Genomic DNA, 14,891 nt, shown 5'->3' on the forward strand with positions numbered 1-14,891 from the left:
AAGAAACAAACAGCCTTTTAATGGTTGCTTGATTCTATTCATTTACTCATTATCAACAGGATTTGACAAAGAGCCAGAAAATGTAGCCTTTTAATTATTAATTATTTTACTTATAGAAGGTTTCTTCTACAGCGTGTGTAATCGCAATCTTATCATGTGCATATGATAAACCGCCTTGAATATAAAGCATGTATGGATCACGCAAAGGACCATCTGATGATAATTCAATCGTTGATCCCTCGACAAAACTCCCCGAAGCCATTACTACTTCATCTTCGTAACCATCTTGGTGATATGGAATTGGATCAACAAAAGAATTCATTGGTGAATAGTGTTGAATCGCTGCACAGAATTTTACCATTGGATCTGGTTTACCAAAGGTGACAGTTTGAACAATGTCGCTACGTGGATCGTTCCATTTAGGTGAAACCTGCATCCCCATCTCTTCTAACAAGGCTGCAGTGAAGACCATTCCTTTTTGGGCTTCGCCAGTAGTATGTGCTGCCATGAAGAAGCCTTGATAAATATCACGTAAATAACCCCAAGTAGCACCTTCTCCTTTTCCAGCTCCAGGAACAGTTAGTCGTGATCCTGCACCATCAATCAAGTCTTGGCGACCAACTAAGAAGGCACCGCCTTTTACTAAACCAGCTCCTGCATTTTTATAAAGTGAACCAGCCATCATATCTGCACCATAGAAGGTCGGCTCTTCACATTCAGAAAATTCACCGTAGCAATTATCAATAAAAATATTTACATCAGGACGAACTTCTTTAATAAACTTAAGCATTGGCTTGATTTTAGCCATTGTAAAAGTTTTACGCGTTGCATAGCCTAATGATCTTTGAATTGCTACAACTTTGATTGTAGGATCCATAATATCTTTTTTAGCTTGCTCATAGTCAACTTCGCCATCTTTCAATTCTGTAGTTTTGAAGTTGATGCCCCATTCTTTCATGTTGCCTGGTTTATCGCCAGCTAAGCCAATAACTTCTTGAATAGTATCATACGGCGTGCCAGTTAAATAATAAAGCGTATCTCCAGGACGAAGCATGCTAAATAAGCCAACAGTAATCGCATGCGTACCAGATCCAAACTGTGGACGAACTAAAGCATCGTCAGTCTTAAAATAATCGGCATAAATATCTTCAATTTTGTCACGACCAATATCATCATAGCCATAACCAGTTGAAGGTACGAGATCTTCTTCACCAACATGATGCTTTCTAAATAAATCAAGTACACGTTGCTGATTGTATAAAACCTGTTCGTCAATCTCATCAATCCGAGGCTGGATCATCTTTTCTACTTTAGTTACTTTATCACTTAATTCCTTTGGTAAATTTTCTTTCCAAGAAAAACTCATTTCTTCCTCCTTAATTTATCTATCCTTGATAACTTCGGCTTGCACCTTTAAGCTACCATCTTTTTGTGATTCTAAGTAGACACCTTGAATTTCTGGTACAAAACCTGGGAACTTTTCAATTGCGCGAGCTAAAACCTCGAAGTACTTTTGATCGATTTTTCCCCACTTTTCTCCTGGTGCCACGATAAATACACCAGGAGGATATGGCAAAGCTCCTTCAGCTGCCGTTCTTCCAATTACATTTTCAAGATCTACTAATTCCGTTTTATCTTTCTTAAAGAGTTGGTCAGCTTCAGCTGGTGTCATTAAGTAGTTTTGCATATTAGGTTTAGCAAACAATTCTTGTTGCAATACGAAAGTCTTATTTTCTTTATAATACTCATGCATTTCTTGACAAAGCTGCTTTAACGTATAGTCATGGTAGCGCTCAGGATATTCTTGATATAACACTGGTAAAATATCTTTGACCAATGCATCCTCATCATAATATTTTTCAAATTTTAAGAAAGCATCAAGTAAAGTATCTAATTCCTCTTGCGAATCACCAGGTGTAAGTAAGAAGAGCAGTGAATTCAAATCATTCTTGGCACGAATAATATGATTTTCCATTAAAAATTCTGCAACTACTGCACCAGGAATACCATTTTCCTCATATTTTGCATGTTTAACATCAATACCGGGAGTACGTACTGTAATTTTCAATGGATCAATCATTGCTTCGCCAGTCCCCATTTTCTTAAAGCCATGCCAATCATCATTTTTATTCATATTCCAGTATTCGGCATTAGTCATTAGGTCATTGGTAGAAATTTTTGCAAAATTATCAGGTACTAGCGGCTTGAACAGTTTTGACTGTTTTAATAATTTTTTGCGCCATTCAATTCCCATGCGTAAAGTTTCAGCCCACCACTTCTTATTTCCCTTACCTGCAGTAACATAGGAATTTACTGTAAGGGATGCATAAAGAGGATATGCATATGAAGAGGTAACAAATTTCAAATAAGCATGATTAAAGTGCTTATGATCAACATAACGTTCTTGCCCTTTAATGTGCGAATCCTTTTTCAAAATCTGTGAAGCCTGGGCCATCCCTACCTGCTGTTTATGTAGTGATTGCGTAACTAAAATGCCCGGATCATCTGGACCTAGATTAAGTAAAAGTGGTGATAAATGCTTCATAATTGGCACAAACTCTTCAAAACCGCCCCAAGCGCAATCGAATAAAATATAATCACAAAGTTTGCCAATTCGGTCAACAATCCATTGAGCATCATAAAAAACACCATCATAAGTTTCTGCTTGTACAATTGCTAATCTAAAAGGACGCTTAGCCTTGGCTTTTTCTGAATCAACTTTAGCAATTTCTTGTCTAATCTTATCTTTAGTCAAAAAAGCTGGATCCATTTCGCCAATTAGTCCGAGAGCATTTCGATCAGTTGGAATATATACAGGCTTAGCTCCACTCATGACCAAAGCAGAATTATATAAAGACTTATGGTTGTTACGATCAAATAAAACTAAATCTCCTTCAGATAAAAGCGCACTTGCACAAATTGAGTTTGCAGAAGTCGTACCGTTAGTGCAGAAATATACTTTATCAGCATGATAAGTTTCAGCTGCCTTTTTTTCGGCATCAAGTGGTGTACCAGCATGAGTCATTGTATCGCCCAACTGAGGTACAGTATCACTAGTATCTGCAAACATTAGATTTTTGCCAAAGAACTTATTAAATACGATACCAGCAGGATGTTTATCATAATATTGACCATTATGATGACCTGGCGTAGTAAATGAAATTGGTTTTGCCTGAGCGAAATTAATTAAATCGGTTAAAAACCCCGGTACCATTTGTTCGGTATATTCTGTAGCTTTTTGTTCGATTTCTTTTTTATTTATTTTATCTGCTACTTCGATTAGTGGAATAGGAAAACCAGATTGCTCAAGTAAATTTTGAGCTTCCTTCTTACCTACTGCATCATTCTTCCTAACAACAATTGCAGCAAGTTCAGCACTATTTTTCACATCGCCAATAGGAATTGACGCCCAATCTTTCATTTTAGTAACATTGACGCCATCTCCAATGGCAATTTTTAGAAAATCCATCTTTTTCCTTTCCATTATCTACTTAAGAAAGCGTTCTACATGTTGCAAAACTTAAAAATTTCTTTATAATTCTTCTACAGTATAGCGTAATTTTTGCATTATTTCTTAACATACGCTATAGCTGAAATCATTATATAAATATTGGAGGGATTTAACAAGTGCACTTGCCATGTTCACCTCCAAGATTAGCCATCTTCATTAACTAACTTAATAAATAGCTAATCTTGGAGGAAAACTTTATGTCAGAAGAAATTGAAACCATAAATTTTGAACCCGGCAAAAAGCATTATATGTCTTGGCCGGTTATTGCTTTGATTGACTTCGTAACAATCATTAGTTTTGAAAACATCTTTTATCCTTTTCAAAATCAAGGCTTATCAGTAGTTGTATCTTGGATTTTTCTACTTTTTTCGTATGTAATTCCTTATGCTTTAATGTCTAGTCAAATGGGACTTACCTTTACTGATCAAGCTGGTGGTCTAGCTTCTTGGGTCCGTCATTCATCTAATGATACGCTAGGATATTGGACCTCATGGATGTACTGGGTACAAACGGTTCCTTATTTGGTTGATGTTTCTAATTCAATTATCGTATCTTTTTCATGGATCATTTTGGGAAACAATACTTTAGACAAGCATATGTCCACTTTCTGGTTTGGAATTTTAACTTTTGTGATTATTCTTGCCTTTATTTTAGTTGAAAACGCAATTAAGAATTCACTTGAGTTATTATCTTTAATCGGCGGTGGCGCTATGTTTATCATGTCAATGCTCTTTGTATTGTTGGCCGTTTGGTCAGTGATGCATGGACATCACATTGCTACTCAGCCTTTCAATTTGAGCGCCTTTAAACCATCATTTAGTTTGCGCTACTTCTCTACTACAGGTCTTTTAATTTTTGCTATGTCTGGTGCAGAACTTGCTGCTCCTTACATTGTACAAATGCGTGATCCGAAGCATGAATTTCCTAAAGCAATGTGGATGCTTGCTTTAATGACCGGCTTCTTAACTATCTTTGGTACACTAGCATTAGCTGTATTCTTTAATGCTCACCATATTCCACATGACTTTAAGATGAACGGTCCTTACTATGCCTTTCAATTATTAGGTGAAAGCCTTGGTTGGGGGAAAGTTTTGATGTATATCTTCGCAGTAGTTCAAGCACTATTCATGATGGCTCAACTAGCTGTATTGCTTGATGCATCAAGCCGTGTCTTCGCTGGGGATGTTGCTGACAAATTTATGCCAAAATGGTTAACTGGTAAAAAAGACAAAACAGGACGTCCAGTTCATTCATACACTTTAACTTGTGGTTTAGCATTATTCTTACTTTTGCTTACTGGAACTTTACCTAACATTAATTCAATTTATAACTGGCTCTTAAACATTAATGGTATCATTTCACCATATAAGACCTGTTGGGTATTCTTTGCCTTTATTATGTTGCGCATGCACCAAGAGAAGTTTCATTCAGATTATGTCTTTATCAAGAATAAAACCGGTGCTCTAATCATGGGCTGGTGGTGCTTAATTTTTACTTTTATCTGTGCTACTTTAGGATTTATTCCTCAAGAAGCTGAAGCTACATTTGGTAGTGCAGCTTTCAACCATCAATTGTTAATGAACATTATTACAGTTATTGTTCTTTTCGGTCTTGGTTTCTTGCTTCCATACTTAAGAAAACGTGAAGAACGTAAAGAAATGGAACTTGAAATATAATAAAAAGTGCTTCGATTTACGATAATCGAAGCATTTTTTATTATTCTAAAACTTTGTCAGGTACATTGATGAAGTCAAATTGTTTTTGAAAAACGTGATCAAATCTTAGATCATAAATCGAACCAATGATCGGTGTTAATGCAAGAGCACGTAGAGTATTCATATCATTGGTTTTATTGGCATAAATATGATGCATCTGCGGTTTGACTTCATAAATTCGTTCTAAATATTGTGGACTAATTTCATCCACATATCCTTCTAAAGTAAAGCCAATACTGGTTAAGGTCTCCCTACCCCGCAATGCTGTAATTGAAACTCTATTATGGCCTTTAATATTACGATAAAATGATTTTTGATTAGTAGTCGCAAAAATTAAGCGTCCATCTTCATTAAAAACGATATCAATAATATTAGTGTGAGGGTCTCCATTTTGGTCGACCGTACCGAATATTACTGAGTGGAAACAATCAACGATCAGATCTAGAAATTCGTCGTTACTTAAATTGTGATCGAGTTCGGGAACATGTTGTCTCATAATAATCTGTCCATTTCTATATACCTCTATATTATAAGTATATTGTACATAATAATACTTTAACCGACAATTTTAATGCTCATTGTTTATTACTTATTTTTCTGGTAAACTTTTAACTAACAAAAAATAAGAAAAGAGGCAGAAGATGAAATTAGATTATAAAAAATTAGCTCAAGCTAGAAAAGATGATATTTTGCGTGATTTAAGTGAATTAATTGCAATTGATTCATCTGAAGATTTAGATAATACTTCTGAAGAATATCCAGTTGGCCCTGGCCCTGTTAAGGCTATGAAAAAGTTTCTTTCTTTCGCAAAACGAGATGGTTTTCAAACAAAGAATATTGCTAATTATGCTGGCCGTGTAGATTTTGGTCATGGCGATCAACGTCTGGGAATTATCGGTCATATGGATGTTGTGCCTGCTGGCGACGGTTGGGTAACTGATCCCTTTAAAATGTTAATTCAAGATGGCAAAATTATTGGTCGTGGCTCCGCTGATGATAAGGGTCCTGCTTTAGCAGCCTATTACGGCATGCTTTTACTTAAAGAAGCTGGCTTTGAACCTAAGAAAAAGATTGACTTTATCGTTGGAACTAACGAAGAAACTAACTGGGTAGGAATTGACTATTATCTAAAACATGAACCTACTCCAGATCAAGTTTTTTCTCCTGATGCTGAATTTCCAATCATTAATGGTGAACAAGGTATTTATACCTTGACCATGACTTTTAAAGATGATGATACTAGTTCTTAAATCATTCAAAGCAGGTATTGCTGAAAATGTGACTCCACAAAAGACTTATGCAACTGTTGTCGGTAGTAACTTAACCAGTATGAAAGAAAAATTCATCAAATTTTTAAATGACAATAAACTTGAAGGTGAATTTAACATCAATGGTGATGAAGCACAAATTGAATTAACAGGTCAAGGTGCCCATGCTTCTGCTCCTCAAGTTGGACGAAATGCTGCAACTTTTTTGGCAGTATTTTTAGATGAGTTTGACTTTGCTGGCCGTGATAAAAATTGGCTACATTTCTTAGCAGAAGTTGAACATGAAGATTTCAAAGGTAAAAAGCTTGGCGTTGCCCATCATGATGACTTAATGGGTGATCTTTCAAGCGCACCATCAATGTTTGAATATGAAGCCAACGGTTCTGCTGTATTGAAAGACAATATCCGTTATCCTCAAGGTACTGATCCCGACACTATGGTGAAGCAAGTCGAAGCAATATTTGGTAAAATCTTATCTCCTAGCTACACTTCATTTGAAGAACCACATTATGTACCTGGTGATGACCCTCTAGTTCAAACATTACTTAAGGTTTATGAACATCAAACTGGTAAAAAGGGGCATGAAGTTGTAATCGGCGGTGGTACTTATGGCCGTCTCTTTAAGCACGGTGTGGCTTATGGTGCTCAACCTGAAGATGCACCAATGGTAATGCACCAAGCTAATGAATATATGAAAGTTGATGACTTAATCAATTCTATCGCGATTTATGCTGAAGCAATTTACGAATTGACTAAAGAAGCTGAATAAAAAGATAAGGTATTACGTTACTAACTTAGTAACTGTAATACCTTTTTTAATAAGTTTAAATTAATTTGCCCAAATAATATCCTAAGAGAATCAGAATTACTCCACCGACATATGATGACAATGCATAGAATATGAGACCACGATAATTATTGCTTTTATAAAGTTCGACTAGTTCTGTGTTCATAGTTGAAAATGTGGTATAACCACCCATTACACCAGTTCCTACTAATGCATAAATAAAAGCGTTGACCCCAATACCGAAAATAAAACCTAAAATTAATGTGCCAGTTAAGTTAATAAATAAAGTTGGTATTGGTAAATTACAGAATTTCTTACCCACCCATTCCCAATGTTTTTTACCATAATTGGTAATGGCATAGCGGAGTATTGCGCCTAGTGATGCTCCAATCCCTGCAAGTAAAAAAATCATCGTGAACTCCTTTCCTCTCTTACAAGTCGACCTATTTTTTTGCCTAAGCTCATTCCCATCATGGCAAAAATAAATCCAAAAACAATCGAACAAAAATAATAAATTATTGCTTCAATAGGTAAGTTGGTTTGAATATTTTTTAAAATATCCAAATTAAAAGTTGAAAAAGTTGTAAATGCTCCGACAAATCCGGTGCCTAATCCAACTGTCAACCACTGGCGCATTTCTTTAGTTTCAATAAAGAAATATGTCAAAAAAGCTAATAAAAAACAACCGATAATATTTCCCCAGAAAGTGCCATTGTAACTAAAATTGGTATTTAAAGCTGCTCTGGCTATTCCACCAAAAAAAGCAAAAAAAGCGATACTAAAATAATTAGCAATTTTTGAATTCAAATTAAATCCTCCCAACAAAAAAACGTCTACTCTACCCCTCATGGATAAAGTAGACGTCATTAGATTTTACTCAGTTAATGGCGAACGTCATCGCCTGTTGAATTATCATTTTGATAATACATCTTTTAAGGTCCGTTGGCAAGTTTATTTTTATTAAGTGGAGCGAAGCGGAACGTAGTTTTTTTGTGGTAAAATAAAATTTAGTAACAACGTGCTTATAGCAAAAAGATTAACAAAGAAAGGACTGACTTAAGATGTCATTTCCCTACGAAGATAATTTTCGGACTTATTGTAAGCAAAAAAAGAAATTAGCTACTTCAACTATTTCTCTCGCCTGTTCTTCAATTTCAACTTTTTGGAATTATTACTCTAGCAGTCTTGATAGTACAGAAGCTAATGCAGAAAATGTAACGGCTGGTGATATCCGCAATTTTTTGGATTCTCTAGAAAATAATTTACATATGAAAAGCAACACAGTAAATAAATACCTTAGCCATCTAAAAATGTATTTTGTCTTTCTAAGTGAATATGGTTATATCATTACTTATCCCCTGCTCTCCTTACGTGGAAATCGTTTTGATCGAAAGCAGCATTACGTCATCGGTTGGGAAAATCACTTATCAGAATTAATTCGGGTGAATGGTCTTCATCCTGAAACTATCAAAATGATGACTGCTATTGCTTCTGGTTTTAAGCCTAAAGAAATCATGATCTTACATGTTAATGAATTGCTAGATCGAATTAAGGCAAATGATCTCAAAGAGTATATTAAAAATCATACTGATTTTACGAACACAGATGATCCTTACCTATTTTCTCGGCATGATGGAAAACCTTATGCTTCAGATTTTAATATCAATCAAAGAATAGCCGCTGATCGGCAAATTGTAGGTATGCCATTAACTATACATAAATTACGAATGTCATATGTTTATTCTGTTTTATCAAATTCCAAATTAACGGAAGCTGATTACATCGCAAAACTACGTCTTTCAATCAAAACTTTGAACTACTATCGCAAAAATATGACGCTTTATGTAGAGACAAGCACCTTTGAACTAAAAAAACGCTAAGCTAAAAACGACCACCCGATTTGAGTAGTCGTTTTCGTTTGTTGAAGGTGAAAATTCAACAAACCTATCTTAGTTAAAACTTGGAGTTGTCTTTTAGTACCAGCCATTTGTTTGCCAGAAACTCTTAGCAGCGCTCCAAGAACCATACCTAGATTTTACATAATTATCAGCTACACGCTCTTGGTTAGCAGCTGAATAGTCACCATTTAAGTACGATGCAGAAAGTTGATATTTACCGATGTATTGACCGTTTCTTGCACTGTATGAACCACCAGATTCTCTACCTGCAATCCAGGCTTTAGCGCTAGCTTCTGAACCAGTAGCTGATGATGAATATGAACTAGTTCTAGTTGGTGTATAGTTTACATTAGAATTAGTGTAATATCTTGAAGTGTTTTGTTGAGTTGAATAATTGTAATTTTGGTTTGTTTGGGTTTGAGTATTTTGACTAGCTTGAGTAGTTGTTTGGTTAGCATTGTTATCAGAGCTGTAACCAGTTGCCAATACCCATTGATTTAAACCAAGATCATACCATTTTTGTCCCTTTGAATCATAAGCTGTTTGAATAATCTTCCAATTAGTAGATGCTGGCAATACTTGACCAGTTGCAACTGGATTTTCGTAATTATTGTAAACAGTAGTAGCTTTAGTAGCTGTATAAACTGCAGCATCATTTTGAACAACCGCAGCTTGAGCTTGATTATTATCTAATTGATTAATTGCACCAATACCTGCAAGTGATAAAGCAGCAACAGCAATAGTTTTAGTTAAAATAGATTTAGTTTTCAAAAAACATCTCTCCTTAAATTAAAACGTCAATTACTATTTGTCGTTTTCGTTTTATTATTCCTGCAATTGACATTTTATATAATACCTACTGTGAATTGCAGTTCAATCACAGCCAGATCACACAATGATTAAAGAAAAACGTTTCTTTGTAATAGTTGGCAACATTTTTAATAAAACACTATTTTTCTGCAATATTTGTAAAATTACTGCAATATCGAAATTACAAGTTAATAAGCAAAAATAGCTTACATTATCGTTGATGTGGTTCAAATTAACTTAATAAGTTTCAATTGTTTGTAACAATTTTACGTACTTTTTGCGTAAAAATAAAAGCCTTACCAGTTTAAGTGGTAAGGCTTTTTTGAATACCATTATAAATACTTTAATTCTGTCACTAAGTGCATTATAACATATTAAAATTCACTTAGTTAATTCAGATACAAGGTCGTCATAAATTAAAGAGAGAGTATAAACTTTTCTCCATGAGGCTTTTTCCAATTTCTCTGGATGCGAAGCATACTGTCGAATTGTATCATAGCTTATGTTTGATTTCTTGGATATTACATTTAGTGGCATTAATTTAGCTGTTAAAAGTTTTTGTGCCTTGTCTAAGTCATTCATCATTCCCACGCCTTACTATATTCTTCATCTTTAAACATTGCAGCCAAGCCGCCAACTTGCTTTAATCTCAAAAGCTCATCTGCATCCATACCGATATTCTTCATAATCCACGCGTCAGACATACCAGCGTCTTGAAGCTCTTTAACGATGTTTACCATTAAATCAACGCTATGTTCTCCACGAGCGCGATTGTGACGTATTGTTGAAGCAATTCTATCTTCTAGCGGTTTATCAATTACACTTACGGGCAACATACCATGCTCTCGCTCATAAATATCTTTGTGTTTTAGCATAGTAGTATATCGGTGATAACCATCTACTATTTCATACTTATCCTTATCTTTGAGATAGTAGCAGACAATTGGCATAGTATATCCGTCATCTTTAATTGACTCATATAAGAGCTTCATTTCAGGTGGTGCAACATGATTAGGATTGTAGGTATTAGCTTGTATTTTTTCAATTGGAACTGGTCTTACATTATAAGCTGGACTCTTAAAGGATGTTTTTGTACTTTTCAATAGCTTTTCTCCTCTTTTCTTCTTGTGCCTTAGTACGGGCAAACCCCATATACTTAGCTGTATGGTCGTTTTTCATGATTGTGATGCACATGCGTTTATAAGATGGTACGGTTCTAAATTTTTTGACAGGTGCATCATCTGGGTAGTCGTGGAATGCGACCGCCTTTTTATTTGTCTTATAGTTAGTTTTACCTTTTATTTCTAGTGGTATGCCTGCATCTTGAAGCTCTTGAATTGTTTCATCATCAAGCACGCCACCTTTTTTATCCCAAAACTCTATGCTGGTTTTAAATATTTTTTGGTAGTCTTTTCTTGTTTGTTCAGGCAATGTCTTTAGTAAAAACTTCAAATATTGCTTCCAAGTCATACCTTTAGGTAGTTTGATATTTTTCCAGCCCATAGCGGTAGTCTTACCGTATATGCCAGCAAAGTTAACGCCATTCACTCTACCAAGCATCTTTGCCCACGTATCAGGCTCAATTACTTGATAATAGTGCAAATCTGATAATCCCTCTGATAAGAATGGGGATGCTACACGCATTTCATTAATTTTCATGCCAGCTTGATAATACAGATCATAAATTTTGTTGTATTTAAAAGCTTCCTTGCCGTTACATACCCAGATGTCTTTTACAGACCAGTCATATATAGGATAGGCATTGACTGTCTCGCTATCTTTAGATACTAGCCATTCTTTATCACCATAAGAGTTAACCTTGTGGTTTGATTTAATGGCTCTAAAACGATCATAAGATTCATCTGTACGAATTCCAATCAGAGCCGCTGTTTTTCCGTGCTTAGATGAAAACCATTTTGTGAAGTCTTCCTGCGCTTGATAATCGCTGGTAGCAGGCTTATAGTCCCACGGGACATTATCTTCATTAATCACATATTTTTCTTTAGGCATTTTACGTACCCAAATATCTTTTTTAGATTTTTCCCAAGGAATCCACGTGCCTGTAGTCATAGAAGTGGCACTAGGAACTGAATTAGGCAGGCAGAGCCAGTAATGCTTAATTTCTTTCAATTCATCAAACATTTGCTGAACGTATTTTATGGTTGCTTGATACTGGGCTTCATAGTCAAGAAAGTACATACCGACCTTATTTAATTGACCATGCTTTTTAGCATACTGATAGGTTAAATTAAGCAAAACGCCACTATCTTTACCACCACTAAAGGCAACAAGGACATTATCAAACTCATCAAAAATGTATTTAAGCCGTCTTTGAGTTGCTTCATACACATCTATATCAAGATAAGTTTTAGAACTCATTTGCAAACTCCTTTCTATTACTAGTCTCTTTAAACAAGTTTAAAAGTGATGTTTTCTTAGCTATAGAGCTTTCGATTAAGTTCTCGAGCCCTAAATCTCCAGTTAAGAAGTAATAATTAACATCTTCTGATTGACCTATTCGGTAAATCCTCCTTTTAGCTTGCTCTAGTTGTGCATAATCCCATGTTTTTTCATAAAAAATAATATTTTTGTATTCTTGTAAGTTAAGGCCTAAAGAGCCTTTGCCATAAGTAATAACTTTGCATTTAGGGTATCTTTTAATTAATTCAGCTTTAGTATCAAGATATTTAACAAAAATAATTGTCTTTCTTTTTAATTCAGATACTAAATCATCACATTGCCTCAAATGTCCTGAATCAAGCGAATATGAATGTTGCATTTTCTGTGTCATCGCCAGAAAATCAACGTCACCCATAAAATCTATTTTTTGTAACATTTCTTGCTTAGCTTGCCAATAAGCTTCAGGATTATCAACAATATAGTCAATATAATTTTCATTCTTACTGATACCTAATCGAAGCTTAGCTTCAAAAACATAAGGCTCAATTAAAGAATAAAGATAAGGAATATTGACCGAATCTTTAACTATAGTGTACTGAGCATATCCATCAATTCTAGTTTCATATTCAACAAATTTATCCCAGAACTCGATATATCTCATACTTAGAATTTTAGGGCTTAAAAATTCAATTTGAGGGTATAAGTCTAAAACATTTTTTGAAATCGGTGTGCCATTGAGTATTAAGCGATAATATGCAAATTTACCGAGCTTCATAACTCTCTCTGTTCTCTTAGCGTGGATATTTTTTATTTTCAAGCTTTCATCAACCACCATAAAAACTCTCTTGTGATGCTCAATTTCATCTAGCAGTTCAAGATAGAGTCTATCTGAATTGCTTAGGGACTCCACACCTTCAATTCGATATTTTGGCTTTAATCCCCATTTAATCAGTTCTTTTTTAAAATTTTGTTTAGTCTGAAAAGGAACAATAAATAATACATAATCAGTTTTTGAACTATTAATTAGTTCAACTGCTGCTCTTGTTTTTCCTGTTCCTGGTTCCATAAAAAGGGCGCCTACTCGTAGACGCTCTAATTTTTTAATTGCTAATCTTTGGTTAACGCTTAAGGGAATCATCAACTTCAACCTTCTGTATGTTTTTTATTTCTTTAGGGATATGATGTTCCACTTTTTCTTTATGTATTGGTAATCCTTGACCTTCAAATAATTTTGACAGAGATTCGGCAGAACAATATTGCTTATCATGATTATTAAAGATCAAAGTAAACGTCATATCTTCGGGCAAAAATACAGTATAAAACCAAAGCGTGTCTTTAACTAATGATTTGGGCAGCCATACTTTAAATTTTTGCCTTGGTATTTTAACTAGTATTGCTTTACCTGTTTCATATTTAATGGAATTTTTTTGAATATATATTTTCATTTACATTCCTTCATCCTCAGATACTACAATCATTAAAGCACTAGCAAGAATTTGCTTACGTTCTGGGTTCATCATTTCAACCGCTTTTGACATTTTTGCTAAATGCTTACTGCTGAATTCAGAACCATTTCTACTGATAAGATTGGCTACCCTTGCAGCTTCACTACTTTCTAGCAATTTTTCATATTGACTAGAGTAACAAGTACTGTCGGCTTCTTTAATTTGGTTATCATCCAATACCTTATTAACTAAGGTTTTAATTTCATCTAAGGTCATCCAAACAGAATTTGTATCTGTTAGACGATAGATATAAAATCTTTCATCTTTTAGATTTACTGCCAATTCATACGTAGGATCTGATCCTAAACTGCGAAGATTAAGATCATCATCAAAATATAAATCTCTATCGTATGTTTCATTTGAAGTTAATTCTTCAAGATTGCTATAAAAGTCTTCACATTTTTGTAACTCATCTTTTTCTTTATATAAGTCCCTTAAAGAGAATTTGAGTGATTCTGCTTTATCTGCAATTTGTGTTTCTTCAATATTCAAAATCTTATTATCATCTACTTCATCTAAGTATGCTTCATACTTTTTTAATTCTTTTTCTTTTTTCTCAATTGTTCTGCTGATTTTTTCAACATACTTTCTGCTTTCAAGCACAACTCGTCTTGTATCATATTTCATTTTCGTTACCTCGTTTTCATTTCTTTCTATAACTATAATAACACATTCCGTGTATTTTGCAACACAAAACAAATATTTTTTTACACAAAAAAGAAAAAATAAAAAAGAGCCACCCCAGAGAAATCAATCTCTAGAGTGGCTCTTTTAATTGTCCAATATAAAATTACATTTACGATTATAGCACGATATAAGCGCGGTTACCTGTCACATATATCTGCTTGCCTTTGTGTAGCTCTTTGATCTTTAAGAATCGACCAACGCGACCTTGCACCTCAACTTTGGAATTAAGGGCTAAGCCGTAGACTTTCCCAGCGTCTGCCTTTGGTGCATCTAAGGCGTGAGTATGTGGCATCACGATCTTGGCAACGCC

The 14,891-nt window shown here is 34.7% G+C and carries 13 protein-coding genes, 2 pseudogenes and 1 riboswitch; of the genes and pseudogenes, 3 read left to right on the forward strand and 12 right to left on the reverse strand.

The genetic code is table 11. The features are described 5' to 3' along the window. Positions 1–106: 106 nt before the first annotated feature. Positions 107–1,366, reverse strand: a complete 1,260-nt coding sequence (locus tag Q0Y84_RS11290; protein WP_297953744.1) for a methionine gamma-lyase family protein — start codon at positions 1,364–1,366, stop codon at positions 107–109. A gap of 15 nt (positions 1,367–1,381) precedes the next feature. Then, on the reverse strand, positions 1,382–3,469 hold the full coding sequence (locus tag Q0Y84_RS11295; RefSeq protein WP_297953747.1) for a putative ornithine decarboxylase: 2,088 nt from the start codon (positions 3,467–3,469) through the stop codon (positions 1,382–1,384). 239 nt (positions 3,470–3,708) lie between these two features. On the opposite strand from Q0Y84_RS11295, the gene Q0Y84_RS11300 reads away from it, so the two are divergent. Beyond that, the gene (locus tag Q0Y84_RS11300) at positions 3,709–5,187 is read left to right on the forward strand and encodes an APC family permease (protein WP_297953750.1); all 1,479 of its coding nucleotides are present in this window, start codon (positions 3,709–3,711) and stop codon (positions 5,185–5,187) included. A gap of 40 nt (positions 5,188–5,227) precedes the next feature. On the opposite strand, the gene Q0Y84_RS11305 is transcribed toward Q0Y84_RS11300, so the two are convergent. Next, entirely contained in the window at positions 5,228–5,722 is a 495-nt protein-coding gene (locus Q0Y84_RS11305; protein ID WP_297953753.1) for a pyridoxamine 5'-phosphate oxidase family protein, read from the reverse strand. Between the two features lie 145 nt (positions 5,723–5,867). Between Q0Y84_RS11305 and pepV the strand changes: the two are divergent. Beyond that, positions 5,868–7,263, forward strand: a pseudogene (gene pepV, locus Q0Y84_RS11310) (dipeptidase PepV). A gap of 55 nt (positions 7,264–7,318) precedes the next feature. On the opposite strand, the gene crcB reads toward pepV, so the two are convergent. Next, a complete protein-coding gene (crcB, locus tag Q0Y84_RS11315; RefSeq protein WP_297953756.1) occupies positions 7,319–7,693 on the reverse strand; it encodes a fluoride efflux transporter CrcB in 375 nt (124 codons plus the stop codon). After that, complete coding sequence (locus Q0Y84_RS11320; protein ID WP_297953758.1) at positions 7,690–8,088, reverse strand: CrcB family protein; 399 nt, start codon at positions 8,086–8,088, stop codon at positions 7,690–7,692. Before Q0Y84_RS11320 ends, crcB begins: the two co-directional genes overlap by 4 nt. Before the next feature lie 43 nt (positions 8,089–8,131). After that, a riboswitch (Fluoride riboswitch) is annotated at positions 8,132–8,192 on the reverse strand. 150 nt (positions 8,193–8,342) lie between these two features. Here Q0Y84_RS11320 and Q0Y84_RS11325 point away from each other — a divergent pair. Continuing rightward, positions 8,343–9,161, forward strand: a complete 819-nt coding sequence (locus tag Q0Y84_RS11325; protein WP_297953761.1) for an integrase — start codon at positions 8,343–8,345, stop codon at positions 9,159–9,161. A gap of 93 nt (positions 9,162–9,254) precedes the next feature. Here the strand turns inward: Q0Y84_RS11325 and Q0Y84_RS11330 are convergent, their stop codons facing one another. From Q0Y84_RS11330 to Q0Y84_RS11360, 7 genes and pseudogenes are all read right to left on the reverse strand, one after another. Then, entirely contained in the window at positions 9,255–9,950 is a 696-nt protein-coding gene (locus Q0Y84_RS11330) for a hypothetical protein (RefSeq protein ID WP_297953764.1), read from the reverse strand. 620 nt (positions 9,951–10,570) lie between these two features. After that, positions 10,571–11,092: a ParB/RepB/Spo0J family partition protein gene (locus Q0Y84_RS11335; protein ID WP_297953766.1), complete on the reverse strand. Its 522-nt coding sequence runs from the start codon at positions 11,090–11,092 to the stop codon at positions 10,571–10,573. Further along, a complete protein-coding gene (locus tag Q0Y84_RS11340) occupies positions 11,067–12,368 on the reverse strand; it encodes a DUF3440 domain-containing protein (protein ID WP_297953768.1) in 1,302 nt (433 codons plus the stop codon). Before Q0Y84_RS11340 ends, Q0Y84_RS11335 begins: the two co-directional genes overlap by 26 nt. Next, a complete protein-coding gene (locus Q0Y84_RS11345) occupies positions 12,358–13,527 on the reverse strand; it encodes a DEAD/DEAH box helicase (protein ID WP_297953777.1) in 1,170 nt (389 codons plus the stop codon). The genes Q0Y84_RS11340 and Q0Y84_RS11345 overlap by 11 nt, the downstream gene beginning before the upstream one ends. Then, positions 13,508–13,834, reverse strand: coding sequence for a hypothetical protein (locus tag Q0Y84_RS11350; RefSeq protein ID WP_297953771.1), 327 nt, complete (start codon positions 13,832–13,834; stop codon positions 13,508–13,510). The genes Q0Y84_RS11345 and Q0Y84_RS11350 overlap by 20 nt, the downstream gene beginning before the upstream one ends. Beyond that, positions 13,835–14,521 (reverse strand): hypothetical protein, encoded by a 687-nt coding sequence (locus Q0Y84_RS11355; protein ID WP_297953774.1) that lies wholly within the window; start codon positions 14,519–14,521, stop codon positions 13,835–13,837. 175 nt (positions 14,522–14,696) lie between these two features. After that, positions 14,697–14,891 (reverse strand): annotated as a pseudogene (locus tag Q0Y84_RS11360) (lysin); the annotation flags it as partial.

The organism is uncultured Lactobacillus sp. (genome assembly GCF_947367125.1).
In the GTDB taxonomy this organism is placed as follows: domain Bacteria; phylum Bacillota; class Bacilli; order Lactobacillales; family Lactobacillaceae; genus Lactobacillus.

Excerpts from the sequence above, each read along its gene's own strand:
- Q0Y84_RS11290 (WP_297953744.1), bottom strand. The coding sequence starts at position 1,366 with ATGAGTTTTTCTTGGAAAGAAAATTTACCAAAGGAATTAAGTGATAAA.
- Q0Y84_RS11295 (WP_297953747.1), bottom strand. The coding sequence starts at position 3,469 with ATGGATTTTCTAAAAATTGCCATTGGAGATGGCGTCAATGTTACTAAA.
- Q0Y84_RS11300 (WP_297953750.1), top strand. The coding sequence starts at position 3,709 with ATGTCAGAAGAAATTGAAACCATAAATTTTGAACCCGGCAAAAAGCAT.
- Q0Y84_RS11305 (WP_297953753.1), bottom strand. The coding sequence starts at position 5,722 with ATGAGACAACATGTTCCCGAACTCGATCACAATTTAAGTAACGACGAA.
- crcB (WP_297953756.1), bottom strand. The coding sequence starts at position 7,693 with ATGATTTTTTTACTTGCAGGGATTGGAGCATCACTAGGCGCAATACTC.
- Q0Y84_RS11325 (WP_297953761.1), top strand. The coding sequence starts at position 8,343 with ATGTCATTTCCCTACGAAGATAATTTTCGGACTTATTGTAAGCAAAAA.
- Q0Y84_RS11340 (WP_297953768.1), bottom strand. The coding sequence starts at position 12,368 with ATGAGTTCTAAAACTTATCTTGATATAGATGTGTATGAAGCAACTCAA.
- Q0Y84_RS11345 (WP_297953777.1), bottom strand. The coding sequence starts at position 13,527 with ATGATTCCCTTAAGCGTTAACCAAAGATTAGCAATTAAAAAATTAGAG.
- Q0Y84_RS11350 (WP_297953771.1), bottom strand. The coding sequence starts at position 13,834 with ATGAAAATATATATTCAAAAAAATTCCATTAAATATGAAACAGGTAAA.
- Q0Y84_RS11355 (WP_297953774.1), bottom strand. The coding sequence starts at position 14,521 with ATGAAATATGATACAAGACGAGTTGTGCTTGAAAGCAGAAAGTATGTT.